We start from the raw sequence: 26,143 nt of genomic DNA on the forward strand, positions 1-26,143 counted from the left end.
CGGCGTTGTTCGCCTCTGATGTAAAGGGCCCGGGTTTCTCGCCGGGCCGTGACCAGGAGGCGTCCATGGCTCAATCCAATACCCCCGTCGGCCCACACTCGTCCGAGCATTCGTCCGATCATGAGTTGGGGTTCGACCCCGATTCTCCGGACGTTGCCGATCCTCAGGTCGACCCCATCGGACCTGCCAGGGCACCCAAAGATATAAAACCGGGTGAAGAGGGTAAGAAGACACCGGCAAAGCCTTACGACCCGCTCGGTAATCTGAAACCCAAGTCTTAGTCAGAGGTGCATATGTCTACCGATTCGAGCTTCGACGACAAACATTCGGACCCTCCCGAAAGCGTTCCAACAACCCCCGAGGCGGACCTGGACCCGGTGATGGATCCGGACAGCCCCCTAAGGGATCCCTTGGCCAGGCCGACGGTGGTGCCGACGAAGCATCCACAGGGCTGGCGAGACCCGAGTGCCGGAGATGGCATTCCGGATGACGATCAGATGCCGTTGCCCAATGATTGAGCCAGACGAAAAAAGCCCCGACTATTCGGGGCTTTTCGTTTGCAGATATTCCAATCTTATTTTGATGCTTCAATCACACCGCTCTGGCGATGTTTGAGGTTCTTGTCGGACTTGTATTGCAGGGCGACGGACGGCACGTTGGTGCTCTTGCCGGTCTCGACCCAGCTGCGAATACGGGTCGCATCGGCGAAGTGCGTGTACTTGCCGAACGCATCGAGAATCACCAGCGCAACCGGGCGGTTGCTCATACTGGTCACCAGCACCAGGCAGTGACCGGCCTGGTTGGTAAATCCGGTTTTCGTCAACTTGATGTCCCAGTTCGGCTTGTTGATCAAGTGGTCGGTATTGTGGAACCCCAGGCTGTAGTTGGGTTTACGGAACGTAACGGTTTTTTCCTTGGTGGTGCTCAGCTCGGTCAAGAGTGGGGATTTGTGCGCGGCGATCAGCAATTTGCTCAGGTCGCGGGCGGTGGACACGTTGCGTGGCGAGAGGCCCGTCGGCTCGACGAAGTGGGTGCTGGTCATGCCCAGGGCCTTGGCTTTGGCGTTCATGGCGGCAATGAACGCGACATAACCGCCGGGATAATGATGGGCCAATGTCGCGGCGGCACGGTTTTCCGACGACATCAAGGCAATCAGCAGCATCTCGCGGCGCGATAACTCGCTATTGAGTTTGACTCGGGAAAACACACCTTTCATTTCCGGCGTGTCGTTGATGTTGACGGCAATGTATTCGTCCATGTTCTGCCGGGCTTCTACGATCACCAGACCGGTCATCAGTTTGCTGACGGACGCGATGGGTACGACGACGTCAGGATTGCTGGCATAAATGACCTTGTTGGTCTGCAGATCCATCAGCAAAGCGCTGCCGGAAGCGATTTTCAGTTGTGCAGTGTCTCGCGGCGCCGCAGTGGTTTCAGCAGCGTTGACCGTTGGCGTGATGAAAGTCCCTGTAACTGCAAAAATTAGGCTCAGGATGGAAAGACGGATTTTCACGCTGGCAGACTCATAAAGGGTGGATATGCCGTTCTGTAACGGGCTGTTTCTTAAAAACGACGCATTTTAGGAGTATGTGCCAGGAAAGCCATAGGCGCCTGTAAGACAGGGGGTAAAAGTGAAGAATATTTAATGCTGTAACTCTTTCTTTACTATTTTGCTTTGCAGTTGTCCGACCTCTGTGATCGAGCTGTTTGCTACAGGCAAAAAGAACCCCGCGATGGGCGGGGTTCTTTTGGGTTCAGCATGGTGAGAGTGAACTCAGCAGTGCAGCGTTTCGGCGGCGTACAGCGTGTTTTCCAGCAGGCAGGCGCGGGTCATCGGACCGACGCCGCCCGGTACCGGGGTGATCCAGCCGGCGCGGGCCAGGGCGGATTCGTAAGTCACGTCGCCGACCAGTTTGCCGTCTTCCTGACGGTTGATGCCGACGTCGATCACGATCGCGCCTTTCTTGATCCACTCACCTTTGACCAGGCCCGGCTTGCCGGCGGCAACCACTATCAGATCGGCGCGGCCGACGTGGCTGGCCAGATCCTTGGTGAAGCGGTGGGTGACAGTCACGGTGCAACCGGCCAACAGCAGTTCCATCGCCATCGGACGACCAACAATGTTGGAAGCCCCGACAATGACCGCGTCCATGCCGTAAAGATTGGCACCAGTGCTTTCCAGCAGCGTCATGATGCCCTTGGGCGTGCACGGACGCAGCAGCGGAATGCGCTGGGCCAGGCGGCCGACGTTATAAGGGTGGAAGCCGTCGACGTCCTTGTCGGGACGAATACGCTCCAGTAATTTGGAGGCGTCCAGGTGGGCAGGTAGAGGCAGTTGGAGCAGAACGCCGTCGATTGCCGGGTCGTCGTTCAGGCGATCGATCAGATCGGTCAGCGCTGCTTGAGTGGTGTCGGCAGGCAGGTCATAGGCTTGGGAAAGGAAGCCGACCTCTTCACAGTCTTTACGCTTGTGCGAGACATAAACCTGAGAGGCAGGATCGCTGCCGACCAGGATCACCGCGAGGCCGGGCGTGCGCAGGCCTTGCTGGCGACGCTCGGCGACTCGTTGGGCGATCTGCTGGCGCAGGCTGGCGGCGATCGATTTGCCGTCGATTAGTTGTGCAGTCATTGCGCGTGATTAACCATCGAGAGGGGAAAAAAAGAGAGCGCATTCTCGCATGTCATGAGGTGAGGGCAAAGGCGCTTGGTCTGCAAATTCCCCTAACTCCTTTAATTAAATGAATTTTTTTTAAAAAGGATTTGACGACCTCCGGGGGGCTCTATACTATTCGTCGCACTTGTCGGGCACAGCCTAGCACTGGTTAAGAAGGTCGAGCGGAGTTACGGTTCTGCAAGACTGAAAAGCACTTAGTTTGTAGTCCTTCAAGGGTACAGATTAACAAGGCGCCCGTAGCTCAGCTGGATAGAGCATCCGCCTTCTAAGCGGATGGTCGCAGGTTCGAGTCCTGCCGGGTGCGCCATTAGGCAGCATTGGCACAAGTAGCGCGATATGGTGGGCGTAGCTCAGTTGGTAGAGCACGGGATTGTGACTCCCGTTGTCGTGGGTTCGATCCCCATCGTCCACCCCATATTTCGAAAGGCGCCAGATTAACAGTCTGGCGCCTTTGCTTTAACAGCTTCAACCCGCGGATGTGGTGGAATTGGTAGACACACTGGATTTAGGTTCCAGCGCCGCGAGGCGTAAGAGTTCGAGTCTCTTCATCCGCACCAAATAAAGCTTCACTCATGCCGGTTGGCTTGATTGAGGTTCAACAAAGAAGTTGTTTGGCTTCTTTGTCACGCAATATGGTGGGCGTAGCTCAGTTGGTAGAGCACGGGATTGTGACTCCCGTTGTCGTGGGTTCGATCCCCATCGTCCACCCCATATTTCGAAAGGCGCCAGATTTAACAGTCTGGCGCCTTTTTTGTTTCAGTGGTTTGAGTGTCGGCGGCTGCCGGTTGTGGGCCGCAGGGGCAGGTCGCTTCGTCGTATTTATGTTTCTCGATGATGCTCGATTTGCCCGCCGATCCCTTCGTGGGGTTGGCTGTCAGGGATGGATTGCCGATTCCTTCTATATATAGGAAGGTGAGTGCAGGGCCCTGGCTTGATTGGCTGTATTTGCTAACAGGGCGAGGCACAACCGTTTGTCCCCGCCTATAAATTGCCTGCTGTTTTTTTACCCGTTTTCAGTAGGGTGACTTCTTGAGTTTGACCCACTAGAATGCATGCCCTTGATTCTGGGGTCGGAAACGGCCGGCTAACGTCTGTGCAACGAGGAATATCCATGCAAGTTTCTGTTGAAAATACTTCTGCTCTTGAGCGCCGCATGAGCATCACCGTGCCGGCGGAGCGCATCGAGACTCAGGTCAACAAGCGTCTGCAGCAGACTGCCCAAAAGGCCAAGATCGCAGGCTTCCGTCCAGGCAAAGTGCCAATGAGCGTGATCCGTCAGCGTTTCGGTGCTGATGCGCGTCAAGAAGCCGTGGGCGACGTCATTCAGTCCTCCTTCTATGAAGCAGTGGTTGAGCAGAAGCTGAACCCGGCTGGTTCGCCTTCGATCGAACCTAAATCCCTGGAAGCGGGCAAGGACCTGGAATACGTAGCTGTATTCGAAGTGTTTCCTGAGTTCACCGTTGCCGGTTTCGAAGGCATCACTGTCGAGCGCCTGAGCGCCGAAGTGGCTGACGCCGATCTGGACAAGATGCTGGAAGTCCTGCGCAAGCAGAACACCCGTTTTGAAGTGGCCGATCGCGCTGCCCAGAACGAAGACCAGCTGAACATCGACTTCGTCGGCAAGGTCGACGGTGAAGTGTTCGCAGGCGGCTCCGCCAAAGGTACTCAGCTGGTGCTGGGTTCCGGCCGCATGATCCCTGGTTTCGAAGACGGTCTGGTTGGTGCTAAAGCCGGCGAAGAGCGCGTTCTGAACCTGACCTTCCCAGAGGACTATCAGAACCTCGACCTGGCAGGCAAAACTGCTGAGTTCACCGTGACCGTGAACACCGTTTCCGAGCCTAAACTGCCAGAGCTGACCGAAGAGTTCTTCGCTCAATTCGGCATCAAGGAAACCGGTCTGGAAGGCTTCCGCACCGAAGTTCGCAAGAACATGGAGCGTGAGCTGCGTCAGGCGATCAAATCCAAGGTCAAGAATCAGGTAATGGACGGTCTGCTGGCCACCAACCCGATCGAAGTGCCTAAGGCTCTGTTGTCCAACGAAGTAGACCGTCTGCGCGTGCAGGCTGTTCAGCAATTCGGTGGCAACATCAAGCCTGACCAACTGCCGGCCGAGCTGTTCGAAGAACAAGCCAAGCGCCGCGTCGTGCTGGGTCTGATCGTGGCTGAAGTGGTCAAGCAATTCGACCTCAAGCCTGACGAAGCCCGCGTTCGCGAGATGATTCAGGAAATGGCTTCGGCCTACCAAGAGCCTGAGCAGGTTGTGTCCTGGTACTACAAGAACGACCAGCAACTGAACGAAGTCCGTTCGGTTGTGCTGGAAGAGCAAGTTGTGGATACTGTTCTGCAGAAAGCTAGCGTGACCGACAAATCGGTCTCTTACGAAGAAGCGGTCAAGCCGGTAGAAGCTCCAAAAGCCGACTGATTGGTTTTGCGGTAAGAAGTACACACCATAAGCCAGCCTTCGTGCTGGCTTATGCGTATTCAAGACATAACTATTTGGGAGTGACTGCGAGACATGTCCCGCAATTCTTATTATCAGAGCTCTGACATCCAGGCCGCAGGCGGTCTGGTCCCGATGGTTATCGAGCAGTCCGCCCGTGGCGAACGTGCCTATGACATCTACTCGCGCCTGTTGAAGGAGCGAGTGATCTTCCTGGTAGGTCCGGTAGAAGACTACATGGCCAACCTGGTTGCGGCGCAACTGCTGTTCCTTGAAGCGGAAAACCCGGACAAGGACATCCATCTTTACATCAACTCACCAGGCGGTTCGGTGACTGCGGGCATGTCGATCTACGACACCATGCAGTTCATCAAGCCAGACGTTTCCACCACCTGCATCGGTCAGGCCTGCAGCATGGGTGCCTTCCTGCTCGCCGGTGGTGCTGCCGGCAAGCGTTTCTGCCTGCCGAACTCGCGCATGATGATTCACCAGCCGTTGGGCGGCTTCCAGGGTCAGGCGTCGGATATCGACATCCATGCCAAGGAAATCCTCCACATTCGTTCGCGTCTGAACCAGCTGTTGGCTCATCACACCGGTCAGAGCCTCGAAACCATCGAGCGCGATACCGAGCGCGACAACTTCATGAGCGCTGAGCGTGCGGCTGAATATGGCCTGATCGACTCCGTGATCGACAAGCGTAAAATGCCCGCCTAAGCAGCCCAAATGTAGGTGGTCGGGGTAACTGACCGCCTGCGGGCTTGAAAAAGCCTGCAATTGCCTTCATCTTGTGTTGCAAGCCTATCGGATTTGGATCGATCGAATGACTGACACCCGCAACGGCGAGGACAACGGCAAACTGCTCTATTGCTCCTTCTGTGGCAAAAGCCAGCATGAAGTACGCAAATTGATTGCCGGCCCCTCGGTCTTTATCTGCGACGAGTGCGTCGACCTGTGCAATGACATCATCCGTGAGGAGGTGCAGGAAGCCCAGGCCGAAAGCAGCGCGCATAAATTGCCTTCGCCTAAAGAAATCAGCGGCATCCTTGATCAGTACGTGATTGGTCAGGAACGTGCGAAAAAGGTTCTGGCCGTAGCGGTGTACAACCACTACAAGCGTCTGAACCAGCGCGACAAAAAGAATGACGACGTCGAACTCGGCAAAAGCAACATCTTGCTGATCGGCCCGACAGGCTCGGGTAAAACCCTGCTTGCCGAAACTCTGGCCCGCTTGCTGAACGTTCCGTTCACCATCGCCGACGCAACCACCCTCACCGAGGCGGGTTATGTGGGTGAAGATGTCGAGAACATCATTCAGAAGCTGCTGCAGAAGTGCGATTACGACGTAGAAAAGGCCCAGATGGGCATTGTCTACATCGATGAGATCGACAAGATCTCGCGCAAGTCTGACAACCCGTCGATCACCCGGGACGTTTCCGGTGAGGGCGTGCAGCAGGCCCTGCTCAAGTTGATCGAAGGCACGGTCGCTTCCGTTCCGCCTCAAGGTGGTCGCAAGCATCCGCAGCAGGAATTCCTTCAGGTCGACACCCGTAACATCCTGTTCATCTGCGGTGGTGCGTTCTCCGGTCTGGAAAAGGTTATTCAAAACCGTTCCACCCGTGGCGGCATCGGTTTCAACGCAGAAGTGCGCAGCAAGGAAGAAGGCAAGAAAGTCGGTGAATCCCTGCGTGAAGTCGAACCTGACGATTTGGTCAAGTTTGGTCTGATCCCGGAATTTGTCGGTCGTCTGCCGGTACTTGCCACGCTGGACGAGCTTGATGAGGCTGCGCTGATGCAGATTCTCACCGAGCCGAAAAATGCTCTGACCAAGCAATATGCCAAGCTGTTCGAGATGGAAGGCGTGGACCTGGAATTCCGGGCTGACGCGCTGAAATCGGTCGCCAAACGTGCTCTGGAACGCAAAACCGGTGCCCGTGGCCTGCGCTCGATTCTCGAAGGTGTATTGCTCGACACTATGTATGAAATCCCCTCGCAGTCCGAGGTGAGTAAAGTAGTGATCGACGAAAGCGTTATAGAAGGCAAGTCCAAGCCGCTGTATCTCTATGAGAACAGTGAGCCGACTGCCAAGGCAGCGCCAGACGCTTAAGCGTCACACCGCTGGAATAAAGAAGGGGCCTTCGGGCCCCTTTGCTATTGTGGGAGACGGGGCCGCTAACCTGATTTTCTGGATGCGCCGGGATAAGCGCGGGCGCTACCGTAAGCTCTGATTTTTTAAGTGATTCTTTTATCCGCTTGTTTTTTTTGAAAACAGCCCCCATCTTGGTTTCAAGCTTACTTCCATCTGTTTACGGCCTTATGGCCGCCGTAGAGGCGAAATCATGAAGACGACCATCGAATTGCCTCTCCTGCCATTGCGTGATGTCGTGGTTTATCCGCACATGGTTATCCCGCTGTTCGTGGGGCGCGAGAAATCCATCGAAGCTCTCGAGGCAGCGATGACGGGTGACAAGCAGATCCTTCTGCTGGCTCAGCGGAATCCTGCTGATGACGATCCCGGTGAAGAAGCACTTTATCGCGTAGGCACCATTGCTACCGTTCTGCAGCTGCTCAAGCTGCCTGACGGCACCGTCAAGGTTCTTGTCGAAGGCGAGCAGCGGGGCGCCGTGGAGCGCTTCAGCGAAGTCGACGGCCACTGCCGTGCCGAAGTCTCGCTGATCGACGAAACCGAAGCGCCTGAGCGCGAATCGGAAGTGTTTGTCCGCAGCCTGCTGGCTCAGTTCGAACAATATGTGCAGCTGGGCAAGAAAGTCCCCGCTGAAGTCCTGTCGTCGCTCAATAGCATCGACGAGCCGGGCCGCCTAGTCGACACCATGGCCGCACACATGGCCCTGAAGATCGAGCAGAAGCAGGAAATTCTCGAAATCATCGATTTGTCGGCCCGGGTCGAGCACGTTCTGGCGTTGCTGGATGCCGAGATCGATCTGCTGCAAGTCGAAAAACGCATTCGCGGCCGCGTTAAAAAGCAAATGGAGCGCAGCCAGCGCGAGTACTACCTGAATGAGCAGATGAAGGCCATTCAGAAAGAGCTGGGTGACAGCGACGAAGGCCACAACGAAATCGAGGAGCTGAAAAAGCGTATCGATGCCGCCGGTCTGCCGAAAGATGCGTTGGCCAAGGCTCAGGCCGAACTGAACAAGCTGAAACAAATGTCGCCAATGTCCGCGGAAGCGACCGTGGTGCGTTCGTACATCGACTGGCTGGTTCAAGTGCCATGGAAAGCCCAGAGCAAAGTGCGCCTGGACCTGGCTCGTGCCGAAGACATTCTCGACGCCGACCACTACGGTCTGGAAGAAGTCAAAGAGCGGATCCTCGAATACCTCGCCGTGCAGAAGCGCGTGAAGAAGATTCGTGGTCCGGTGCTGTGCCTGGTCGGTCCTCCAGGGGTGGGTAAAACCTCTCTGGCGGAGTCGATTGCGCATGCCACCAACCGCAAGTTCGTCCGCATGGCCCTCGGTGGTGTGCGTGATGAGGCGGAAATTCGTGGTCATCGCCGGACATACATCGGTTCGATGCCAGGAAGATTGATTCAAAAGATGACAAAGGTGGGCGTCCGCAACCCGCTGTTCCTGCTCGATGAAATCGACAAAATGGGCAGCGACATGCGTGGCGATCCGGCGTCGGCGTTGCTGGAAGTGCTCGACCCCGAGCAAAACCACAACTTCAACGATCACTATCTGGAAGTCGACTACGACCTGTCCGATGTGATGTTCCTGTGCACCTCCAACTCGATGAATATTCCGCCGGCGCTGCTGGACCGGATGGAAGTGATTCGTCTGCCGGGTTACACCGAAGACGAGAAGATCAACATCGCCGTCAAATACCTTTCGCCCAAGCAGATTGCTGCCAACGGTCTGAAGAAAGGCGAGCTGGAATTCGACGCTGAAGCGATCCGCGACATCATTCGCTACTACACCCGCGAAGCCGGTGTGCGTGGGCTGGAGCGCCAGATTGCCAAGGTTTGCCGCAAGGCGGTCAAAGAGCATGCTCTGGAAAAACGCTTCTCGGTGAAGGTGACTGCCGAGATGCTGGAACACTTCCTGGGCGTGCGTAAATTCCGTTACGGCCTGGCTGAGCAGCAGGATCAGATCGGTCAGGTCACCGGCCTGGCGTGGACCCAGGTGGGCGGCGAATTGCTGACCATCGAAGCCGCAGTCGTGCCGGGTAAAGGTCAATTGATCAAGACAGGTTCTCTGGGTGACGTGATGGTCGAATCGATCACCGCAGCCCTGACCGTTGTCCGCAGCCGTGCGAAGAGTCTGGGGATTCCCCTGGACTTCCACGAGAAGCGCGACACGCATATCCACATGCCTGAAGGGGCGACCCCGAAAGACGGCCCTAGCGCCGGTGTAGGCATGTGCACGGCCCTGGTGTCGGCATTGACTGGCATTCCTGTAAGAGCGGACGTCGCCATGACCGGCGAAATCACCTTGCGTGGTCAGGTGCTGGCGATCGGTGGCTTGAAGGAAAAACTGCTGGCTGCTCACCGTGGCGGAATCAAGACGGTGATCATTCCTGAAGAGAACGTACGCGATCTGAAGGAAATTCCTGACAACATCAAGCAAGATCTGCAGATTAAACCAGTTAAATGGATTGACGAGGTCCTGCAAATTGCGCTGCAATACGCGCCGGAACCCTTACCGGATGTGGTTCCGGAGATCGTTGCAAAGGATGACAAACGCGAGTCTGACTCTAAGGAAAGAATTAGCACGCATTAGTACGCATTTGCCTGGGGGGCTTTCTTGACAGTTTTTTAGAGCCCTTGTTATAAAGCGGCTCTTAAGTGTCTGTAGGCCATTCAGCACTCGTTTTTTTGCTTTCACCAAAAAACTTAGAATCAAACTCAAATAGATATAAGGGGACTTAGAGTGAACAAGTCGGAACTGATTGATGCTATCGCTGCATCCGCTGATATCCCGAAAGCTGCTGCTGGCCGTGCGCTGGACGCTGTAATCGAATCCGTCACTGGCGCTCTCAAGGCTGGTGATTCTGTTGTTCTGGTTGGTTTCGGTACTTTCTCCGTGACCGATCGTCCAGCTCGCATCGGTCGTAACCCACAGACCGGCAAGACGCTGGAAATCGCAGCAGCCAAAAAGCCAGGTTTCAAAGCCGGTAAAGCACTGAAAGAAGCTGTCAACTAAGTTCGATTCAGTTTTTTGCCTATCCGGGTCGGGGTCATTCCTGACTTGGCAGCGGAGCGGTAGTTCAGTCGGTTAGAATACCGGCCTGTCACGCCGGGGGTCGCGGGTTCGAGTCCCGTCCGCTCCGCCAGTTACGAGAAGGCGCATCCTCGGATGCGCCTTTCTTCTATCCGGATTCTACCCACGCTCCACGGTTGCCTAATTTTGAAGTTCAACCGTTTCTGGGGGACGCATGCTGCAGAATATCAGGGACAATTCACAAGGCTGGATTGCCAAGACCATTATCGGAGTCATCGTTGCACTGATGGCTTTGACCGGTTTCGACGCCATTTTTCGGGCGACGACGCACAAGAATGAAGCGGCAAAGGTCAACGGCGAAGAAATCAGCCAGAACGAGCTGAGCCAGGCGGTCGATATGCAACGCCGTCAGCTCATGCAACAGCTGGGCAAGGATTTCGATGCTTCCTTGCTCGACGAAAAGATGCTGCGCGAATCGGCCCTCAAAGGCCTGATCGATCGCAAACTGCTGCTGCAAGGCGCAGAAAAATCGAAATTCGCTTTCTCCGAAGCCGCTTTGGATCAAGTGATCCTGCAAACGCCTGAATTCCAGGTGAACGGCAAGTTCAGCACCGAGCGCTTCGACCAGGTGATCCGTCAACTGGGCTACAGCCGTCTGCAATTCCGTCAGATGCTGGCTCAGGAAATGCTGATCGGTCAGCTGCGCGCTGGCCTGGCCGGTAGTGGCTTTGTCACCGATGCGCAGGTTCTGGCCTTCGCCCGTCTGGAAAAACAGACACGCGATTTCGCCACTGTGAACGTCAAGGCAGACCCGGCGGCAGTAAAACTGACCGACGATGAGGTCAAGTCCTACTACGACGAACACGCCAAGGAGTTCATGACGCCGGATCAGGTGGTCATCGATTACCTTGAATTGAAGAAGGCATCCTTCTTCGATCAAGTCAGCGTCAAGGACGAAGACTTGCAAGCGGCGTATCAGAAAGAAACCGCGAACCTGTCCGAGCAACGCCGGGCTGCGCACATTCTGATCGAAGTGAACGACAAGGTGACCGAGGCGCAAGCCAAGGCCAAAATCGAAGAAGTGCAGGCGCGTCTGGCCAAAGGCGAGAGTTTCGAGACCCTGGCCAAGGAGTTCTCCCAGGATCCAGGTTCGGCGAACAACGGCGGTGACCTCGGTTATGCAGGTCCGGGCGTCTACGATCCAGCGTTTGAAAAAGCCCTGTATTCGTTGGCCAAGGATCAGGTCTCGGAGCCGGTTCGCACTGACTTCGGTTTCCACCTGATCAAGCTGTTGGGTGTCCAAGCCCCTGAAGTGCCGACGTTCGCCAGCCTGAAAGACAAGCTGACCCGCGAACTGAAAACCCAGCAGGTCGAACAGCGTTTCGTCGAAGCGACCAAGCAGTTGGAAGACTCCTCGTTCGAGTCCTCTGATCTGGCCCAGCCGGCACAAGACCTGAAGCTGACCGTTCACACATCCGCGCCATTCGGCCGTGAAGGTGGCGAAGGCGTTACGGCCAATCGTGCCGTGGTGACCGCTGCATTCAGTCCTGAAGTGCTGGATGAGGGTGCCAACAGCACCGCCATCGAGTTGGACCCGGAAACCGTGATCGTGCTGCGCGCCAAGGAGCACCGCAAGCCTGAGCAACTGCCGCTGGAAAGCGTGGCTGCCAGCATCCGTGTGCAATTGACCAAGGAGCACGCCAGCGCTGCCGCCAAGACCAAGGCCGATCAACTGATCGCCAGCCTGCGCGATGGCAAGACTGCACTGGACAAGGCGATCGATGGTCAGAGCTGGAAAGTCACCGCCACCGCGACTCGAGCTCAGGAAGGGGTCGACCCAACTGTGCTGCAAGCGCTGTTCCGCATGCCCAAGCCAGCCTCCAAAGACAAGCCGACCTTCAGCAGCGTGACCCTGGCCGATGGTAGCCTGGTGATTGTGCGTCTGAACGGCGTGAATGAAGGCGCTGCACCGACTGACGAAGAGAAGGCTCAATACCGTCGCTTCCTCGCTTCGCGCATTGGCCAGCAAGACTTCGCGGCCTACCGCAAACTGCTGGAGCGCGACGCTGAGATCAAGCGTTTCTGATGCTTGACTGAGTTTGCGCGACACAAAGGACCCCAGCCGAAAGGCTGGGGTTTTTTGTGGGTGAAACGAAAAGATCGCAACCCAGCGGCAGCGCCTACGGGGGATCACGTTTAGCTATAGGAGCTGTCGCCGGCTGCGATCTTTTTGATTTTTGCTCCGGTGGGACTTTCTCCCGAGATGATGGTCAATGAAACTGTAGCCGTTTTAGACAATCGTTACTCCGCTAAGCATCGATCTGTTGCACAATACGCCCCGAACCGTTTTCCTCAGGATGTTCAATGTTTAAATCAATTCCCATGCGTGTTGTCGGGCTAGCCTTGGTGCTGGCCGCCGCTGCCGGTTGTTCGTCGAAGAAAGCCGCCGTCTATGAGCATGAGAACTTCGACGACTCCGGGACGTTTTCGCGCAGCTACCCGGTGACCGATGCACAAACCTGCGAAGCCGCCCGTCGGGCCTTGCTCAGCCAGGGGTACATCATCACCAGTAGCGATCCGAAACTGGTCAGTGGACACAAGAGTTTCCAGCAGACCGGCGAAACCCATATGGAGATCAGCTTCAGCGTGGTCTGCGCCGATGACGGCAGCGAGGGGCATCATGCGACCATGTTCGCCAACGCCCTGCAGGACCGCTATGCGCTGAAAAAGACCAACAACTCCGCCAGCCTCGGCGTCGGCGTGTTGGGCTCGGTATCGATGCCGATCGGCTCGTCTGATGACTCGATGGTCAAGGTCGCCAGTGAAACCGTGTCTTCGGCCAAGTTCTATGAGCGCTTCTTTACCTTGGTCGAACTGTTCCTGCCGCCGGAAGCGAAGAAGGCCGCGCACATCATCGAAAAGCCGAAGACCGAACTTGGGGTGCCTGAAGCCAAGGCTGCACCGGTCCAGTCGGCGCCGACTCCGGCCCCAGCGGCAGAACCTGTGCCTGCGCCGGCAGCTGCACCGGCTCCTGCCGAAACTGCTCCAGCCACTTCGGAGCCTGTTGTGCCGCCTGCTGAAACGGCGCCGATTACCCCGACCAAGAGCACCGAGCCGACGTCGTCCACGGAAACGGTCACTCCAGTAGCGGACTCGAGCACGCTGCCGCCGCCGACCGAGCCGATTTCGGCGATGCCTGTCTCCGGCCAGTAATGGGCTTGCTTGTTATGGGGGCGGGTCAGACGATACCGCTCCCGTAACGTCTTTCAAGACTGATCCACATCAAGTCGGGCTGTATTCCCACAGCCCGTATCGAAAAATCCAGTGATAAATTCCTGACCACCTGCTACGTTTTATTCAGTAGCGACGTAGTGTCGTGTCCGCGTCATTTTTCTTTCATGCGGGCACTTTATGCTCAAGGCGTTGGTCATTTATTCAAGCGATTCTTTCAACAAACGATGGGGGTTTAATAATGGACGATTATCAAGAAGAACTGCTCGAATATCAGGCGTTTGAACTGGACCCGCTGGAGCCGGCCGAAGACGCTACCGAGCTTTAAGGCGACAACGCGGCGGGGAAACTAATTGAGAACGCCCCCTTACGCGGATTGGCGATGACTGCGGCGAAACTCGCCGGGCGTCTGGCCGTTCCAGCGTTTGAAAGCCCGCTGAAAGGCTTCGGCTGAGGCAAACCCCAGCAGGTAGGCGATTTCGCCGAACGCCAGTTCAGTGTCGCGGATGTAGGTCATGGCCAAGTCGCGGCGCGTGTCGTTGAGAATGGCACGATATTGCGTGCCTTCCTCGGCGAGTTTGCGGCGCAAGGTCCAGGTTGGCAGCTTCAGGCGTGCCGCCACTTCTTCCAGGTCGGGTTCCCGACCACCATTGAGCAACGGGCCCAGCAACTGAGTGATGCGTTCACGCAGGCTGCGGGTGCGTGTCAGTTGTTCCAGTTCCCGTTCACACAGTTGCAGCAGGTGCCGCCAGGTGCTCGGGCAGTGCTCTGGGTTGCGCTGGGCGAGGCTGTCCAGGCTCAGGCGCAGTTGATTCTGTTCGGCGCCAAACTGGATTGGACAGTCGCCGAGTGCGGCGTAGGCATCACGGTAATCCGGCGCTTCAAATTCGATTTCGATTCGTTCGGCGCGCAGCGGGGCGGGGCTCAGGCTGGACAATTGCTGCAACCAGCCAGCGATGATCGAATCCACCACGAAGCGGTTGTAGGCATTGTAGGGGCTGATCGAATAGAACCGCAGCCAGGCGCCTTGAGCGTCTTCGTGAAAGCTCGACTGGCCGCGATAGTTGGAGCCGTACAGCGCTTCGAAACGAATCAGGCAGCGCGCCGCTTCGCGCACCGTGGGTGCCTGGGCGGCGGTGACACCGGCCAGGCCAGCCTGGCTCAGGCGACTGAGCTGGCCCATGCGCAAACCCAGCGCCGGGTCGTCGGTCAGTTGAATGGCGCTGTGGCCCAGGCGCATGTAGCGCGGGATCGACAGGCGGGCGCCGGCTTCGGCCAGTCGCGCGGTGTCGAGGCCGTACTGTTCGAGCAGCGGTTGTGGGTCCAGGCCATGGCTGCGCACGGTGTCGGCCAGGCTATGGACGAAGCCCACCGACAGATCCCCGAGGCGCATCGGCTGCGGTTTCATCGCTTACAACCAGAGGTTCAGCAATTGCGCGCCGCGGGCATCGCCGTCGGTGAAATGCTGCCCGTTGCTGCTGAGGAAGCTTTGACCGGCGCTGCCCTTGTCCCAGAATTGACCACGCAGGAACACGCTCACGCCGGCGATGGTCTGGCTGCTCGGTGGTTGGGTGATCAGCGTCAGCCGCTGCCAGGCCTCGCCCTCGCTGAGCTCACCGGCCTTGAGGCTGACAGAACTCGGTGTGGGCAGGCCTTTATAACCGCGCCACGGTTGATCCCAGGACCCACGCCCGCCGACGAACGCCGGGACCGCCACCAGTTGTGCACCTTGGTCGTCGAGTTTGCGGTAGTTGTCGGGGTACCAGCTGTCGCTGCCGATCAGCACGCCGAGGCGTCCGGCCGGGGTGTCAACGACGTTGACCGGACGATCGGCATTGCCTTGGCGCGTGCCGCGTCCAGCGAACGTCGGGTGCAGTTGTCGTTGGGGCTGGCCGATCGGCAGGCCGTCGTGACCGAACACCACGCTGCTGTTGTACAGCGCCCCGTGGCCGATGTGCAGGGTGCCGTCGCTGACGCTCGGCTCGGGCAGCACGATGGAACCGGCCACCAGGGTCACGTGGAACTCTTTTGCCAGCCCACCGAACAGCGCCTGGTAATCCTTGGCCATACGCTTGGCTTTCATCCGCAAGTGCGCGTCGTCGAGACGGCTGTTGCCCTCGGCACTGATCAGGGCGCGGATGAACTGCAACGGGTTACTCACCGCCAGCCAGTTCATGGCCTCCTTGAGGGTGCTGGCCTGGTACAGCTCGTCTTTCTCGCCGCTGACCATCAGCCAGGTGCCGACATGTTCGGGCAGCACAACAATGGTTTTTTCATTCAGCAGACCCTGGTCCTGGGCCTTCTGCAAATAGGCCGCGAGCTTGCGGTGCAGGCGCTCAGGGCTTTGATAGTCGGTGGGGAACAGCTCGGGCTGAATGCCCAGCAGATTGCCATGATCGGCGGGCGTGCCCTGATCGACCGCGAGATTGATGCGCAGGTCCGACAGGTAATGACCCACCGGACGGTCCGCGGCCCACATCGCGTAGGTCGTCAGAACGGCGATCAACGCCATGGAGAGGGTCAGGTACAGAAGTTTGCGCATGGAAAGCAGTCAACGGCCGTGTGCAGGGTTCGCGACTAGGGTAGGGCCCATGCCTGCGCTTGCCAAGGGGCGCTGCGCATTTGGATCAATAAGTTGTCAGTTACGGTCATTGAGTGACAGCGGTGCGACTCTTAGTCTGTCGAACATGACTGACGGGGCCGAAGAGCTCCTGCAATTTTTCCGTGATCGCTCGTTGTGGAGTTACCGATGGCCGCCGCTCATTACCCGCACTTGTTGGCCCCGCTGGATCTGGGTTTTACCACATTGCGCAACCGCACTCTGATGGGCTCGATGCACACCGGTCTTGAGGAAAAGCCCGGCGGTTTCGAGCGCATGGCCGCGTACTTCGCCGAACGTGCCCGTGGCGGGGTAGGCCTGATGGTCACCGGCGGTATCGGCCCGAACGAAGAGGGCGGGGTTTACTCCGGCGCCGCCAAGCTGACCACCGAGGAAGAAGCGCTCAAACACCGGATCGTCACCCGCGCGGTGCACGAGGCGGGCGGCAAGATCTGCATGCAGATCCTGCATGCCGGGCGTTATGCCTACAGCCCCAAGCAGGTGGCGCCGAGCGCGATCCAGGCGCCGATCAACCCGTTCAAGCCTAAAGAGTTGGACGAGGAAGGCATCGAGAAGCAGATCAGCGATTTCGTTACCTGCTCGACCCTGGCGCAAACAGCTGAGTACGACGGCGTCGAGATCATGGGTTCCGAAGGTTATTTCATTAACCAGTTCCTCGCGGCCCACACCAACCATCGCACTGACCGCTGGGGCGGCGCCTACGAAAACCGCATGCGCCTGCCAGTGGAAATTGTCCGTCGGGTACGCGAAGCGGTTGGCCCGAACTTCATCATCATCTTCCGCCTGTCGATGCTCGACCTGGTGGAAGGCGGCAGCAGCTGGGAAGAAATCGTGCAGTTGGCCAAGGCTATCGAGCAGGCGGGCGCGACCATCATCAACACCGGTATCGGCTGGCACGAAGCGCGGATTCCGACCATCGCCACCAAAGTGCCGCGTGCGGCGTTCAGCAAAGTCACGGCGAAACTGCGTGGCTCGGTGAGCATTCCGCTGATCACTACCAACCGTATCAACACCCCGGAAGTCGCCGAGCAGATCTTGGCCGAAGGCGATGCCGACATGGTGTCCATGGCGCGGCCGTTCCTCGCCGACCCGGACTTCGTCAACAAGGCGGCGGCCGGCCGTGCCGATGAAATCAATACCTGCATCGGTTGCAACCAGGCTTGCCTGGATCACACGTTCGGCGGCAAGTTGACCAGTTGCCTGGTGAACCCGCGGGCCTGCCATGAAACCGAACTCAATTACCTGCCGGTGCAGCAGATCAAGAAAATCGCCGTGGTTGGCGCCGGTCCTGCGGGGCTGTCCGCCGCCACCGTGGCCGCCGAACGTGGTCACCAGGTGACGCTGTTCGATTCGGCCAGCGAAATTGGCGGCCAGTTCAACATCGCCAAGCGCGTACCGGGCAAGGAAGAGTTCTTCGAAACCCTGCGCTACTTCAACCGCAAGTTGCAGACCAGCAACGTCGAGCTGTGCCTGAACACCCGTGTGGGCGTGGCGCAGCTGGTCGAGGGCGGTTACGACGAAATCATCCTGGCCACCGGCATCGCGCCACGGGTGCCGGCGATTCCGGGCGTCGAGCACGCCAAGGTGCTGAGTTACCTGGATGTGATCCTCGAGCGCAAACCGGTGGGCAAACGCGTCGCGGTGATCGGTGCCGGTGGTATTGGCTTCGATGTATCGGAATTCCTCGTGCACCAAGGCGTGGCCACCAGTCAGGACCGCGAAGCGTTCTGGAAGGAGTGGGGCATCGATACGCACCTTGAAGCGCGTGGCGGTGTCGCGGGCATCAAGGCTGCGCCGCATGCGCCGGCCCGCGAAGTGTTCCTGCTGCAACGCAAGACCTCCAAGGTCGGTGATGGCCTGGGCAAGACCACTGGCTGGATTCACCGCACCGGGCTGAAGAACAAACAGGTGCAGATGCTTAACAGCGTCGAGTACCTGAAGATCGACGACGAAGGCCTGCACATCCGCATCGGCGAAAGCGGCGAACCGCAGGTGCTGCCGGTGGACAACATCGTGATCTGCGCCGGGCAGGATCCGTTGCGCGAGTTGCACGATGGTCTGGTCGCGGCCGGGCAGAACGTGCACTTGATCGGCGGCGCGGACGTGGCGGCGGAGCTGGATGCCAAGCGTGCGATCAACCAGGGTTCGCGGTTGGCGGCTGAGTTGTAATCAACACAAAATCTGTGGCGAGGGAGCTTGCTTCCGCTGGAGGCCGAAGGACTCCCTCAATCAACGATGGTGTGGTGTCAGGTTAATCAACGTCGCTGATTCTGTGGCTGCTGTGCAGCCAAGCGGGAGCAAGCTCCCTCGCCACGAGTCTGCTGTTAACATACCGGCTCTTTACCCAGAGCCGGCATCAATGCTTTTTCCTCTCAACGACTGGCTCCCTCAAGCCCCCCTCGAACCCTTTCACCTCGACTGGCTCGCCACCGCTGGCGTCGACGTCGCCATCCTGCGTCTGGACCAGATCGACCCGCTGATCAGCGGTAACAAGTGGTTCAAACTCAGCGAACACCTGAAAGCCGCCGACCAGAACGTCGCCCAAGGCATCATCAGCCTGGGCGGTGCTCACTCCAACCATCTCCACGCATTGGCCGCTGCAGGCAAGCGCTTTGGTTTCACCACGGTCGGTTTACTGCGCGGGCATCCGCAAGACACCCCGACAGTAAAGGACTTGCAGGCGTTCGGCATGCAGTTGCACTGGTTGGGTTATGGCGGTTATCGAACGCGGCACCAACCGGGTTTCTGGCAGCCATGGCAGGAGCAGTATCCCGAGCTGCAACCGGTGCCCGAAGGTGGTGGCGGCTTGCGTGGAGCAAAGGGCTGTATGCAGTTGGTGGCACAGGCCCGCGAGCAATTGAGTGGTCTGGGCTGGAGCAACTACGACGGCTGGTGGCTGGCCTGCGGAACGGGCACGACCCTGGCCGGTCTGGTGCTGGCCGAGGCGGGTGAACACCCGGTGTATGGCGCGCTGGCGGTGCCCGACGATCATGGCGTGGCGCAGCAGGTCGAATCGATTGTTCGCGAGGCTGGTTTGCAGGACCCGGTTTATGAACTGTTTGATGCCAGCCGTGGCGGTTTTGCCAAAGTCGATTCGCTGTTACTCGAGTTCATCGAGCAGACCGAACAGGCCAGCGGCATTCTTTTCGAACCGCTGTACACCGGCAAAGCGCTATTGACGCTCAAGCAACACGTCGAAGCCGGGAAATTTGCCCCAGGCACGCGCCTGATCTTTATCCACACCGGCGGCTTGCAGGGCCGCCGGGGTTTCAATTCACGGCGAGGGGGCCAAGAAAGTTGAGCGACGAAAATCCTGTGGGAGCGAGCACCACTCGCTCCTACAGGTTTTGCGTCTTGATTTAGTCGCCGCTCAACCGCGCTTGGGCATCATCCGCAGCAGGGTGTTATCGCGCACCACATAGTGGTGATAAAGCCCGGCCACGGCATGCAACCCGATCAGCCAATAGCCGATGGTCGCGCCGAGCTCATGCCAGCCCTGGAACTGCTTGGCCAGTGTTTTGTTTTCTTCGATCAGCAACGGCAGGTCAACGCCATAGAACATCACCTTATGCCCCTCGGCACTAGTAGTCAGCCAGCCCAGAATCGGTGTGGTGATCATGAAAATATACAGCGCCCAGTGCATCAGCTTGGCCACCGTGGTTTGCCAGTGAGGCGAGGCGGGGAAGATCTGTGGCGCCGGCCCCAGGCTGCGGGCGAACAACCGTAGCCAGACCAGCACAAAAACCGTCAGCCCGAGCATGAAGTGCGCTTCCTTGATCAGCGTTCGGCCGCCACTGCCTTTGGGAAAGATCCCGCGCAATTCGATACAGGCGTAAACCGCTATTAACAGAACCAGCATTAACCAGTGCAGCGCGATCGATACGGTGCTGTAACGTGATTCGGAATTCTTCCAGGGCATACGGTGTTCCTCACAAATCTGGTCTGAAGTTACCGTTCTTGTTCGACGGTGTGTAGTCACTGTAATCCTATTTGGCCTATTTTGCCTGAGTTGAATCAAGCTTTTGGTGGCAATTTTTAGTAGTGCTGGACTTGAAACGTTGCAGAGAATACATCCCTAGGGTACGAAGCAAGAGCATCTGGAAAATATTGGCGTTGTGTTGTTTTTAATGTTTGTTGTGGCTGTGTATTTGTCATGTTAAGTATAAGGTTGGGTTTTGCGGATTTTTCAAACTTCGTTATTGTCGGGCTGTCGAGTTCATCAGGGTGATGAGCTAATAATACTTTGTGTCAGTTATATGATGCAGGGGAAGTGAAAAGGAATGACCTGTGAGTTCTAATGTTTTTACCTATAATAAAGACCGTTATGGTGCTGTTAAAAAAATGATGGCCAAGCCGCCGATCGTTAAACCGAAGCCGGCAGTAAAGCCACCGGCAACCAAACCCAAGCCACCGACGACAGCACCTGTCAAACCCCCGATTCCCGCGAAACCACCTGTGCCTGTAAAACCTCCGGTCAAGCCCGTAGGGATTAAACCTCCAGTCAAACCGGCCTTGCCCGCAGGCAAGCCGCCAATCAAACCCACCAAGCCTGTTGCCGGTGTGAGGCCGCCGATGCCGTGGCCGAGCCTTAACCTGAATGTTGATCCGGTCGCCCTATTTAATCTGCTGAACTCCATTGGACGTGTCGAGAATGGTGATGGATCGATTTCATTGCCGGATGGAACGCTGATCAGCGCAGACCAGACTATCGTCAAGCGCCCGGACGGAATTCTCCAGCACGTTGACGGCAGGGTAGAGCATCCCGACGGTCGCATTGTTTGGCCGGATGGCACCGTAGAGTTTCCTGATGGCCGTCTCGTCTGGAGCGATGGCACCGAACAGTACCCCGATGGCAGCGTTAAGTATGCAGATGGTTCGGTTTTTGATGCGCAAGGCAATCAGATTAATCAGTAATCGAGCGCGGTAAGGAGAGCGTTTGCAGGAGTCGATAGTTATTAGATTGAATTCTGTAGTGCTCTAATGGGCGTTTGTAAATAGCAAACGCCGTCATCTTGTTGTCAAGACTACGACGCTTTGTCAATAAGTTCTGACTTACGACGTTTGTGGCATTTCTGCGTTGGCCAGGCGCTTGTTGATGTCGGCGATCATTTCGGGCAAGTCGGTGATGGTATCGATCATGTAGTGCGGCCGCGAGCCTTCGAACATGGCGTGAATGCGTTTGCGTTCGCAGGCCAGGTTATCGCTGCTCAGCGCACGATAACCTTCGTAGTCCAGCCCCAGCGCGTTGCCGGAGCAGATCAACGCCACGGTCCACATGCCGGCGCGGCGACCTTCGAGAATGCCCGGCACGGCATCGTCGATCTTCACGCAAGCCGCGACGTCATCGATGCCCAGCGCAATGACGTTGACCAGGGCCTGAGCGGGCCATGGGCGGCCGTTGGGCACTTCGTCGGTGGCGACCACGTGATCGGCGATGTAGCCATGGGTGGCGGCCAGTTCCACCACTTTATCCATGACTTGTTTCGGGTAGCCGAAGCAGGAGCCGATCTTGATCCCTTGTTGGCGCAGGTTGGCGATGGTGTCCAGGGCCCCGGGAATCAGCGCTGAGTGTTCGACGATTTTTTCGATCTGCAGTGGCATGAAGCGTTCGTAGATCGCCGTGACGTCATCGTCGGTCGGCGTGCGACCGAACACCTGTCGATAACACTCGGCGACTTGCGGCTGATCGCATAGGGTGCGGATGTGGTCCCACTTGCCCATGCCCATCGGCCCGCGGGCTTCTTCGACGAAAATCTGCGTTGGGGCGAAGGAGCCGAAATCGACCACGGTGCCGGCCCAGTCGAGGATGGCGGCTTGCAGCTGGGTTGGGTTGCTGTAGTTCATGACGTCAATCCTGTAAAAATTGGCAATCGTTGAATGGCTTTTTGTGGGAGCGGGCTTGCCCGCGATGAGGCCTTGTCAGTCGACATCAATGGTGAATGTCAGACCGCTATCGCGGGCAAGCCTCGCTCCCACAGGTTTTGCGTCGTACGCAAGATATGTGGACAGCATAAATCCCTGTGGGAGCGGGCTTGCCCGCGATGGGGCCCGGTAAAGTCACGGCATGAGGTCCGAGCGGTTGATCAGCCAATCGAGCAGCAGACGGGTATCGCGGCGTGGCTCGGGAGCGGGTCGGGAAGGCTGGAGGTGGCCCATGCCAGCACACAACACCGGCCGGTCCGGGTCGCTGTCGAGAAAACTGACCAACACTTCGGTGCCGGCCATGGGCAGCCTCGACGGATCGATCCGGCCGTCCGGTGCTGCGAGGGCGACCGGTAGCCAGAGCCCAACGGACTCATCCGCCTCAAACGCCGGTTTCGGCCACAAGCAGACCTGTATTCGGCCTTGCTCATCGAGCGCCGCCGGCTGCCCGACGGGGCCCAGTACCCGGGCGGTCTGATAGCCCGGGATGCTCGGCCTGGCCTGTTTGAGCGCCGGCCTGAACACCGTCGACCAGGGAATGGCGCTGAACTGATTGCTGTAGCGCCGGGCAATGCCATTGCCGGGCTTGTTGTCGACGAGAATTGACGGCTGTTGCCCCTGGTGCTGGATGTCGGTGAGTAACCACTGATCGTTGAAACTCGAGAGCGGGTGCTGCGCCACTTGTACGATTCGTCCACTGCGTAGCTCACTCTGGGTGCTTTGGCCGTGGATCTGCCGATGCTGGCAACGCAGGCGTTCCAGCAAGCGGCGGCCGAGCTGCTCGCGATGAAGCTGTTCGGGCGCGGGCCTTGCCGTAATCGGGCCTGTTCTGGTGAGCGGGTGGTTGGCCGCGCCGTCGCCAATCACGTGCGCACCGCGGTTTCTGGCATCCCATTGTGCCGGGGCGGGGGCCGGGTCATGGCGCTGGAACAGTTCGCTGATCACCGGTAACAGCGGGTCGTTGAATGCGTCGGCATGGAACGGCATCAGCAGCGGTTCCTGCGGGAAACTCAGGCTGTCATCGGCCAGGACCAGCACGTGCCCGTCGTGCTGATGTTCGAAGTGGAAGTGGATGCCTTCTTCTTCACACAGCCGCTGCATGAAGGCCAGATCGCTCTCATCGTACTGAATGCAAAAGGGCCGCAGTGGGTAGTGCCCGCTGGCCAGGTCAAAGCGATAGCTGTGCTCGGGCAGCTGATGCTCCTCCAGCAACTGACGCACGATCGCCGGCACGCTGAGACGATGAAATACCCGACGCGAGCTGTGCAGATGAAGTCGTTGAAGATGGGGCGCCAGCACCAGCGAGTAGCCGACCCGATACGGGCCACGATGTTCGCGGCTGACGCTGTGGATCACGCCGTGAATGCCCTGATCAGCCGACAGCTGCAGGAACGCCGGTTGTTGCAGCAGCCGGTCCAGGTTCATCGCCGGTGCGAGGCCGATCACCTCGATGTCGAATCGATAGGGCTGGTTGAGGCCTTCGCGGCCATTGAACTGCAACACCTGCAAACTCAGACCGCTGTCGAGGAGTGTCAAGGTGTAGGGACTTTCCTTGTCGTTGTGCATCGAACGCGCTTCTGCCTTGGAGAACGGGCGCAGAGGGTACGAAACCACAGCCCTTAAGCGTCACCGCAAATCGACTTTTCAGAATCGCCCTACAAACACTGGCGAAGATGTCGACCCGTCGTGGGCTGAAGATGTTGGAATTTTTGGTCGATTGGCATCTTTAGGCCGTATAAACTTGCGCTACGCGTCGGCCAATAGATGTCTCGGCGCCACAGATCAAGAGAGTGAGTAATGGGCGCACAGTGGAAGGTTAAACACAAAGAAGCGGCAGCCAACGCCAAGGGCAAGATCTTCGGCAAACTGGTGAAGGAAATCACCATTGCTGCGCGCAACGGTGCCGATACCGCCACCAACGCACACCTGCGTCTGGTGGTCGAACAGGCGAAAAAAGCCTCGATGCCTCGCGAAACCCTGGAACGCGCGATCAAGAAAGGCTCCGGCCAGCTCGGCGAAACCGTGCAATACCATCGCGTGACGTATGAAGGGTTTGCACCGCATCAGGTGCCGCTGATCGTTGAATGCGTGACTGACAACATCAACCGCACCGTCGCTGAAATCCGCGTCGCATTCCGCAAGGGCCAGTTGGGCGCTTCCGGTTCGGTGGCCTGGGACTTCAACCACGTCGGCATGATCGAGGCGTCCCCGGACAGCCCTGACGCCGATCCGGAAATGGCCGCGATCGAAGCCGGCGCCCAGGATTTCGAGCCGGGCGAAGACGGCGCGACGCTGTTCCTGACCGACCCTGCGGACCTGGACGCGGTACAGAAAGCGCTGCCGGAGCAGGGCTTCACTGTGTTGTCGGCCAAGTTGGGTTACCAACCGAAGAACCCGGTGAGCGGCTTGAGCGACGAGCAGATGGCAGAAGTCGAAGCGTTCCTTGAAGGCCTCGATAACCACGATGACGTGCAGGACATGTTTGTCGGGTTGGCGGGTTAAGCGGTTCTGCAGTTTGTGATTTGACTTGTGGCGAGGGAGCTTGCTTGTGGCGAGGGGGCTTGCCCCCGTTGGGTTGCGAAGCGACCCCAAAAGCTACGGCTGCTGCGCAACCGAGCGGGGCGATGCGGCGTTCCGACAAGCCCCCTCGCCACAGGTTCTATATTTGCCGCTAGTTGAACGCGGCCAACTCCCGCACCACCTCACTGAACCCCGGCCGCGCCAGCACATCCGGCTGACAGCAGCGCTGCTGCAACGTCCCTAGCCGCGCACGATCTTCAGCGCTCAACCCCGAGTCGATCCGCTCCAGCAATTCGCCCAGCAAAATCCCGAACGCCCGCACCTCGATCCGTTGCAGCGCGCGGCTTTCAAGGTTATCCGAGGTGGCATGGAAAGATGCCGCGCCAAAATCCCCCAACAGACAATCGCCATGCTCGTTCCACAGAATGTTGTGGCCATAGAGGTCGCCGTGGGTGATGCCTTGGCGGTGCAGGTGTTCGGCCACCGAGGCGATGCCACTGGCGATGCGCATTGCCACGTCGGCGCTGAATCGGGTGTCGTCGGCGTAGACGTCGCGGGAGCAGGACGCCAGGCTCGGCAGGCTGGCCAGGTTGCGGTAGCTCGGGTCGATCAGCTGCATCACCAGCCCGGCTTGCGCCTGTGGGTGCCCGACAATCCGCCCTTCGACCCGGATCAGGTTAGGGTGGATGCCGGCGGTGATGCAGGCGTTCATTTCGTGCAACGGCGAGCCATCGCTGGTCATTTCGCCTTTGTAGAGTTTTACCGCGACCTGTTTTGTCTGCGCCCACAATGCCTGATGAATGACCCCCGACGCACCTTCGCCCAGTTTCTTCTCCAGGCTCAGCTCGGACCAGGGAATGCTCGCGGTGGCTTCAAGTGCCGCCGCATCGGCTTCGGTTTCCAGTGGGTTACCGGCATACGCCAGCCAGGTCAGGCCCGGCAGGGTCAACAGCCACTCGGGAAGCTCGGTGAGCTGATTGGCGGCGATGCGGATCAGCTCAAGTCGATGGCAGTGGCTCAGGCTCTCGGGCAAATGCTGTAACCGGTTGCCGGCGAGCATGAGTTTTTGCAGGTGCGGGCGCTCGCCCAGTTCGGTCGGCAGATCCGTGATGCGGTTGTCGGTCAGGATCAGCCAGCGCAACAGCGGCGGCAGGGCGGCGGCCGGCACGTGTTCGATGGCGTTGGCCTTGAAACCGATCATCGTCAGCGCTGCGCACTGGCCGAGGCAGGCGGGCAGTTCGGTGAACTGATTGTCCGAGCAGAACAGCACGCGCAAACGGGTCAGGCGGTGCAGATCGTCCGGCAGGCTGCGTAAGGCGTTGCCGCTGAGGTTGAGCACTTCCAGCGAGTCCGCCAGGTCGAAGATTTCCCGGGGGAATTCGGTCAGGCCGCAGACCAGGTCCAGGCGGGTGATGCCCGACAGTTGGCCGGCGCGCAGTTGTGCAAGGGTATGCATGGGCAGGTTCGCTATTGATCTGAAGGAGGGCGTGGGGGCCTGGAAATGGGCGACATGATAGCGGGAAAAGTGTGGTGGCTGTCAGGCCGCTATCGCGAGCAGCACC

21 protein-coding genes and 5 tRNA genes are annotated in these 26,143 nt (G+C 58.3%); 18 read left to right on the plus strand and 8 right to left on the minus strand.

The genetic code is table 11. From position 1 onward, the window contains the following. The first annotated feature begins 65 nt into the window (after positions 1 to 65). On the plus strand, positions 66 to 281 hold the full coding sequence (locus J3D54_RS18760; RefSeq protein WP_253421286.1) for a DUF6021 family protein: 216 nt from the start codon (positions 66 to 68) through the stop codon (positions 279 to 281). 12 nt (positions 282 to 293) lie between these two features. Further along, positions 294 to 518 (plus strand): hypothetical protein, encoded by a 225-nt coding sequence (locus J3D54_RS18765; RefSeq protein WP_253421288.1) that lies wholly within the window; start codon positions 294 to 296, stop codon positions 516 to 518. Positions 519 to 574: 56 nt separating this feature from the next. Here the strand turns inward: J3D54_RS18765 and pbpG are convergent, their stop codons facing one another. Together pbpG and folD are read right to left on the minus strand one after the other, a co-directional pair. After that, complete coding sequence (gene pbpG, locus J3D54_RS18770) at positions 575 to 1,513, minus strand: D-alanyl-D-alanine endopeptidase (RefSeq protein WP_253421290.1); 939 nt, start codon at positions 1,511 to 1,513, stop codon at positions 575 to 577. A gap of 261 nt (positions 1,514 to 1,774) precedes the next feature. Further along, positions 1,775 to 2,629, minus strand: coding sequence for a bifunctional methylenetetrahydrofolate dehydrogenase/methenyltetrahydrofolate cyclohydrolase FolD (folD, locus tag J3D54_RS18775; protein ID WP_253421293.1), 855 nt, complete (start codon positions 2,627 to 2,629; stop codon positions 1,775 to 1,777). Between the two features lie 275 nt (positions 2,630 to 2,904). Here folD and J3D54_RS18780 point away from each other — a divergent pair. The 12 genes from J3D54_RS18780 (at position 2,905) to J3D54_RS18835 (ending at position 13,501) form a co-directional block, all read left to right on the plus strand. Continuing rightward, a tRNA-Arg gene (locus J3D54_RS18780) sits at positions 2,905 to 2,981 on the plus strand. 32 nt (positions 2,982 to 3,013) lie between these two features. Continuing rightward, positions 3,014 to 3,089: transfer RNA gene (locus J3D54_RS18785), tRNA-His, on the plus strand. 57 nt (positions 3,090 to 3,146) lie between these two features. Then, positions 3,147 to 3,231, plus strand: a tRNA-Leu gene (locus tag J3D54_RS18790). Between the two features lie 78 nt (positions 3,232 to 3,309). Then, positions 3,310 to 3,385: transfer RNA gene (locus J3D54_RS18795), tRNA-His, on the plus strand. A gap of 400 nt (positions 3,386 to 3,785) precedes the next feature. After that, a complete protein-coding gene (gene tig, locus J3D54_RS18800) occupies positions 3,786 to 5,096 on the plus strand; it encodes a trigger factor (RefSeq protein ID WP_253421296.1) in 1,311 nt (436 codons plus the stop codon). A gap of 93 nt (positions 5,097 to 5,189) precedes the next feature. Beyond that, positions 5,190 to 5,828, plus strand: a complete 639-nt coding sequence (gene clpP / locus J3D54_RS18805) for an ATP-dependent Clp endopeptidase proteolytic subunit ClpP (RefSeq protein WP_018925423.1) — start codon at positions 5,190 to 5,192, stop codon at positions 5,826 to 5,828. 106 nt (positions 5,829 to 5,934) lie between these two features. After that, positions 5,935 to 7,218 (plus strand): ATP-dependent Clp protease ATP-binding subunit ClpX, encoded by a 1,284-nt coding sequence (gene clpX / locus J3D54_RS18810; RefSeq protein WP_018925424.1) that lies wholly within the window; start codon positions 5,935 to 5,937, stop codon positions 7,216 to 7,218. 232 nt (positions 7,219 to 7,450) lie between these two features. Continuing rightward, positions 7,451 to 9,847, plus strand: a complete 2,397-nt coding sequence (gene lon / locus J3D54_RS18815) for an endopeptidase La (protein ID WP_007940400.1) — start codon at positions 7,451 to 7,453, stop codon at positions 9,845 to 9,847. Between the two features lie 150 nt (positions 9,848 to 9,997). Next, positions 9,998 to 10,270: an HU family DNA-binding protein gene (locus J3D54_RS18820; RefSeq protein ID WP_002552737.1), complete on the plus strand. Its 273-nt coding sequence runs from the start codon at positions 9,998 to 10,000 to the stop codon at positions 10,268 to 10,270. Between the two features lie 53 nt (positions 10,271 to 10,323). Beyond that, positions 10,324 to 10,400, plus strand: a tRNA-Asp gene (locus J3D54_RS18825). 102 nt (positions 10,401 to 10,502) lie between these two features. Then, positions 10,503 to 12,374, plus strand: coding sequence for a SurA N-terminal domain-containing protein (locus tag J3D54_RS18830; RefSeq protein WP_253421298.1), 1,872 nt, complete (start codon positions 10,503 to 10,505; stop codon positions 12,372 to 12,374). 278 nt (positions 12,375 to 12,652) lie between these two features. Continuing rightward, entirely contained in the window at positions 12,653 to 13,501 is an 849-nt protein-coding gene (locus tag J3D54_RS18835) for a DUF2242 domain-containing protein (RefSeq protein WP_253421300.1), read from the plus strand. A gap of 385 nt (positions 13,502 to 13,886) precedes the next feature. Here J3D54_RS18835 and J3D54_RS18840 read toward each other — a convergent pair whose 3' ends face one another. Together J3D54_RS18840 and J3D54_RS18845 are read right to left on the minus strand one after the other, a co-directional pair. Next, entirely contained in the window at positions 13,887 to 14,927 is a 1,041-nt protein-coding gene (locus tag J3D54_RS18840; protein WP_253421302.1) for an AraC family transcriptional regulator, read from the minus strand. 3 nt (positions 14,928 to 14,930) lie between these two features. Next, the gene (locus J3D54_RS18845) at positions 14,931 to 16,061 is read right to left on the minus strand and encodes a carbon-nitrogen hydrolase family protein (RefSeq protein ID WP_253421312.1); all 1,131 of its coding nucleotides are present in this window, start codon (positions 16,059 to 16,061) and stop codon (positions 14,931 to 14,933) included. A 207-nt stretch (positions 16,062 to 16,268) separates the two neighbouring features. Here J3D54_RS18845 and J3D54_RS18850 point away from each other — a divergent pair, with 207 nt between their 5' ends. Next, positions 16,269 to 18,308 carry an NADPH-dependent 2,4-dienoyl-CoA reductase gene (locus J3D54_RS18850; RefSeq protein ID WP_253421313.1) on the plus strand — a complete coding sequence of 680 codons (2,040 nt, stop codon included), beginning with the start codon at positions 16,269 to 16,271 and terminating at the stop codon, positions 18,306 to 18,308. 190 nt (positions 18,309 to 18,498) lie between these two features. After that, positions 18,499 to 19,440, plus strand: coding sequence for a 1-aminocyclopropane-1-carboxylate deaminase/D-cysteine desulfhydrase (locus J3D54_RS18855; RefSeq protein WP_253421315.1), 942 nt, complete (start codon positions 18,499 to 18,501; stop codon positions 19,438 to 19,440). Between the two features lie 69 nt (positions 19,441 to 19,509). On the opposite strand, the gene J3D54_RS18860 is transcribed toward J3D54_RS18855, so the two are convergent. After that, positions 19,510 to 20,058 (minus strand): cytochrome b, encoded by a 549-nt coding sequence (locus J3D54_RS18860; protein WP_223488088.1) that lies wholly within the window; start codon positions 20,056 to 20,058, stop codon positions 19,510 to 19,512. Between the two features lie 368 nt (positions 20,059 to 20,426). Between J3D54_RS18860 and J3D54_RS18865 the strand changes: the two genes are divergently transcribed. Then, a complete protein-coding gene (locus J3D54_RS18865; protein ID WP_253421317.1) occupies positions 20,427 to 21,053 on the plus strand; it encodes a hypothetical protein in 627 nt (208 codons plus the stop codon). Between the two features lie 138 nt (positions 21,054 to 21,191). On the opposite strand, the gene phnX is transcribed toward J3D54_RS18865, so the two are convergent. Further along, positions 21,192 to 21,983 carry a phosphonoacetaldehyde hydrolase gene (phnX, locus tag J3D54_RS18870; protein WP_253421338.1) on the minus strand — a complete coding sequence of 264 codons (792 nt, stop codon included), beginning with the start codon at positions 21,981 to 21,983 and terminating at the stop codon, positions 21,192 to 21,194. A gap of 213 nt (positions 21,984 to 22,196) precedes the next feature. Beyond that, complete coding sequence (locus J3D54_RS18875; protein ID WP_253421340.1) at positions 22,197 to 23,627, minus strand: type VI secretion system Vgr family protein; 1,431 nt, start codon at positions 23,625 to 23,627, stop codon at positions 22,197 to 22,199. A 231-nt stretch (positions 23,628 to 23,858) separates the two neighbouring features. Here J3D54_RS18875 and J3D54_RS18880 point away from each other — a divergent pair, with 231 nt between their 5' ends. Further along, on the plus strand, positions 23,859 to 24,563 hold the full coding sequence (locus J3D54_RS18880; RefSeq protein ID WP_007940960.1) for a YebC/PmpR family DNA-binding transcriptional regulator: 705 nt from the start codon (positions 23,859 to 23,861) through the stop codon (positions 24,561 to 24,563). A 169-nt stretch (positions 24,564 to 24,732) separates the two neighbouring features. Here the strand turns inward: J3D54_RS18880 and J3D54_RS18885 are convergent, their stop codons facing one another. Then, positions 24,733 to 26,037: a leucine-rich repeat-containing protein kinase family protein gene (locus J3D54_RS18885; protein WP_253421343.1), complete on the minus strand. Its 1,305-nt coding sequence runs from the start codon at positions 26,035 to 26,037 to the stop codon at positions 24,733 to 24,735. Positions 26,038 to 26,143 lie beyond the last annotated feature (106 nt).

It is taken from the genome of Pseudomonas sp. GGS8 (assembly GCF_024168645.1).
Taxonomy (GTDB): Bacteria; Pseudomonadota; Gammaproteobacteria; order Pseudomonadales; family Pseudomonadaceae; genus Aquipseudomonas.